At 44.8% G+C, this 3,813-nt stretch carries 3 protein-coding genes; all 3 read left to right on the top strand.

The window, feature by feature from the left end:
* The first annotated feature begins 299 nt into the window (after nucleotides 1-299).
* Nucleotides 300-1,673: a UDP-N-acetylmuramoyl-tripeptide--D-alanyl-D-alanine ligase gene (murF, locus tag QZ998_RS10390; protein WP_296560357.1), complete on the top strand. Its 1,374-nt coding sequence runs from the start codon at nucleotides 300-302 to the stop codon at nucleotides 1,671-1,673.
* Complete coding sequence (gene mraY / locus QZ998_RS10385) at nucleotides 1,673-2,647, top strand: phospho-N-acetylmuramoyl-pentapeptide-transferase (RefSeq protein WP_296560356.1); 975 nt, start codon at nucleotides 1,673-1,675, stop codon at nucleotides 2,645-2,647. Before murF ends, mraY begins: the two co-directional genes overlap by 1 nt.
* Nucleotides 2,648-2,659: 12 nt before the next feature.
* Nucleotides 2,660-3,813, top strand: a 1,154-nt coding sequence (gene murD, locus QZ998_RS10380; protein ID WP_296560354.1) for a UDP-N-acetylmuramoyl-L-alanine--D-glutamate ligase, incomplete at its 3' end; no start/stop codon positions are given.

Below are 3,813 nucleotides of genomic sequence, written 5' to 3'. Positions count from 1 at the left end.
GGATGTCTAAGCATAAGTTGTGGATAACTTTTCTGAAAAACAGGCGTCATATGCAAAAGTTATCCACAAGAGTATTTTTTTATGAAATAGCGAAATATCGATAAGTTTACCTTTCAGTGCTGAGGGGGAAAATCCTTGCTTTTCTTTATGTTTAAAGTTTGATATAATGTCATGGTCTTTTTGGACAGTGGATGGGGCTATAAATTAAATTAAGAAGTGAAAAGAGAAGTGAAAAAAGAATTGCATTGAGAATAGCCTATGAAAAAACTAAAATAAGAAAGAAAGTTCAGGTAATATTAATGGAAAGTATCAGTATTGATGAAATACTTCACATTACCCGGGGGGAATTGCTCCAGGGAAAGCGATCAATGGCAATTACAAATGTTGCTATTGATAGCCGCAAAATAAAAAACAATGATTTATATGTACCGATTATTGGAGAAACAAACAATGGCCATGATTATATCAGTCAGGCCTTCTTAAATGGCAGCAAGGTTTGTCTGACCGAGGAAAAAAACCGATCCTTCCCAGCTGCCATGGCGGTTATCTATGTGACTTCCACATTAGCGGCGATGAAAGCCCTAGCTGGATTCAATCGTCAGCGTTACAAGATCCCGGTGATTGCCATTACCGGCAGCAGCGGCAAGACAACGACCAAGGATCTGGTCGCTGCGGTGCTTTCACAAAAGTATCATACCCTAAAAACGGAAGGCAACTTTAACAATGAATACGGCATTCCGCAGACCTTGTTTAATTTAACAGCAGATCATCAGTTGGCGGTCATCGAAATGGGCATGGATCATCCTGGCGAAATCTCTAAGTCAATCCAGCTCGTTGAACCCGATATCAGTGTGATCACCAATGTCGGGCTTAGCCACATAGAACGGCTAAAAACCCAGGAAAATATTTATCAGGCCAAAAAAGAAATCCTTGAGACCTTAACCAGCGAGGGCATTGCCTATGTCAACGGCGATGATGAATTCTTAAAGAAAATAAAAACTGAACAAACTTCTTTCCAGGTTAGAACCTTTGGCTTGCAAGGCGACCATACTGTCAAAGCTTTGAACTACACTTCCAGTCAAGCCGGCCTTCAAATAAATGTAAAGTGGGCCAATCGCAACGGAGATTTCACATTTAAGTACCCGGGCAAACATAATGTGTATAATTGTCTGGTGGCGATTGGCTTAGGTTATTTCTATGAAATGACCCATTCGGAAATCCAAAAAGGGCTTGATGCTTTTGTTCCTAGCGGCAACCGCATGGATATTTTCACAATTGGCCAAATCAAGGTGATCAATGACTCATACAATGCCAATCCTGATGCCATGCGAGCTTCGCTCGACGTGTTGGGCACCCTGGGCAATGGCTATCAGCGAAAAATTGCAGTGCTTGGGGATATGCTGGAAATGGGCGAATATGGTCCGGCAGCACACCTTGAAGTTGGCAGCTACGCTAAAGACAAGGCCGATATTCTGATCGGTGTCGGCAAATTGGGACGCTTGATTTGCCAGGGCTATGAAAATGCCGGATTGGTCTACCAGGTATCCGATGCGCTTTCAGCCGGAGCATGTTTAAAAGAAATTGTCCGGCCCCAGGATATCATTCTGATTAAAGCATCCCGGGGAATCGGTTTGGAACGGGTGATTGATTTTATTAAGGAAGGCGGTCGCTAATGGAAATGACAGTTTTACAAACTGGGCTGATCAGTCTGCTGATTTCCTTTTTCGTTGTTTATTTTGTGACGCCGCGATTTATTCCGATGCTCAAACGGTTAAAATTTGGTCAGGCGATCAGAGAAGAAGGCCCCCAAAGCCATTTGGAGAAGTCAGGAACCCCAACGATGGGTGGACTGGTGATTCAATTGGGGGTATTGATGGCGGTGATGCTCTTGTCAGCGCTGATTGGAAAATGGGACTTTTTCCCGATTCTGGTGATGCTTTATTTTGGAGCGGTAGGCTTTATTGATGACTATATCAAGGTGGCCAAAAAACATAATCTGGGTCTGCGAGCCTGGCAGAAAATGGTACTTCAATGTATTGGGGCATTGGCGATTGCCCTCTATGCTTATTATTCACCGGCGATTGGCTCGGAACTGATCGTGCCTTTGATGAACCGGACGGTTGATTTTGGGATCTGGTATCTGCCATTTACTGTTATCGCAGTGGTAGGCATTGTCAATGCGGTTAATTTAACGGATGGACTCGATGGATTGGCATCCGGAGTAACCCTAATTGTTGCGATTTTCTTTTTTGTCGGTTCGCTGATCCTGCCCCAGGCCAATACCAGTATTTTTATTGGTGCCATTATTGGCGGATGTTTGGGTTTTTTAAGGCATAATTCAAATCCAGCTGATATCTTTATGGGAGACACCGGCTCGATGGCCTTGGGCGGAGCGGTTGTGGTGATGGCGATTATCACCCAGTTGCAGCTTTTTTTACTGATCGCCGGAGCCTTATTTGTTATCGAAGCCTTATCGGTTGTGATTCAGGTGGGCTACTTTAAATCGACCGGGGGCAAGCGCTTTTTTAAGATGGCTCCGATTCATCATCATTTTGAATTATCTGGCTGGAGCGAAACCCGGGTTGTCACGGTTTTCTGGGTCGCCACCGCCATTTTTGTAACCATTGCATTTATTTGTTTAGGATAGGAGAAGCGCATCATGATAAAAAGGACTCTGGTAATCGGAGCAGCCCGAAGCGGGGTTGCTGTCACAGAACTATTACTAAGCCATGGTGAAGCCGTGGTATTAACGGATACCCGCTCATCGGGGATTATTTTAAAAGAGTTTCCCCAGATTCTGGATTTTGAAAAAAAACCGGAGTTTGAATCGATTTTTGGGATTCAGCCAAGTGCGGAGGTCTTATCTGAGATTGATGAAGTGGTCGTAAGCCCGGGGGTGCCATTGATTATCCCGATAATAAAAGCCGCCTACGAACAGGGTATTCCTGTCACCGGAGAGGTTGAAGCGGCCTATCGATTGACACGAACCCCTTTTATAGCGATTACCGGAACCAATGGGAAAACTACCACCACCACCCTGCTGGGGGAAATATTTAAAGCCTCAGGCCGAGGCACCCATGTGGTCGGGAACATTGGCGATCCGATTGCTAATTATGTCGACAGCGCTAACGCAGATGACGTTTTTGTGACAGAAATTAGCAGTTTCCAATTGGAGACAATTGATACCTTTCGACCTCAGGCGGCGGCGATTCTCAATCTGACGCCCGACCACCTGGATCGTCACCTGAGCATGGAAAATTATGTCAGCGCCAAAGGCCGGATATTTGAAAATCAAGGAAATGAAGACCTGCTGGTATTAAACGGCGATGACCCATTAGTCTGCGAGTTGGGCACAAAGGCGAATTCAAGGAAAGCGTTTTTTAGTTATCAGAAAACCGTCGATTATGGTGCCTGGTGTCTAAATCGCGAGATCTATATTAATGATGGCAAAGAAGCGATGTTTGTCTGTCGGGAAGACGAACTGGGTATTATTGGCCCTCATAATACCATGAATGCGTTGGCCGCCCTGACCCTGGCTTATTTTTCAGGAGTTGCGCTGGAAGTTATTGTTGAGGTGCTTAAAACTTTTAAAGGAGTGGAACACCGCCTCGAAATGGTCGGTTGTTTTGCTGGGGTGACCTATATTAACGACTCTAAAGGAACAAATACCAATGCAACCATTACGGCTCTTAATGCGGTGACAGAACCGATTATTCTGCTGGCTGGGGGCTATGATAAAAAGGAAGATTATTCCGAACTGATGGAGCTGGTCGCAAAGCGGGTCAAGCGACTAATTGTTTTAGGAGTGACTGC

Origin of the sequence: uncultured Acetobacterium sp. (assembly GCF_927416815.1) — a bacterium.
In the GTDB taxonomy this organism is placed as follows: Bacteria; Bacillota; Clostridia; order Eubacteriales; family Eubacteriaceae; genus Acetobacterium.
Note: the sequence above shows the minus strand (reverse complement) of the source record. Positions and strands in the feature narration are given on the sequence as shown.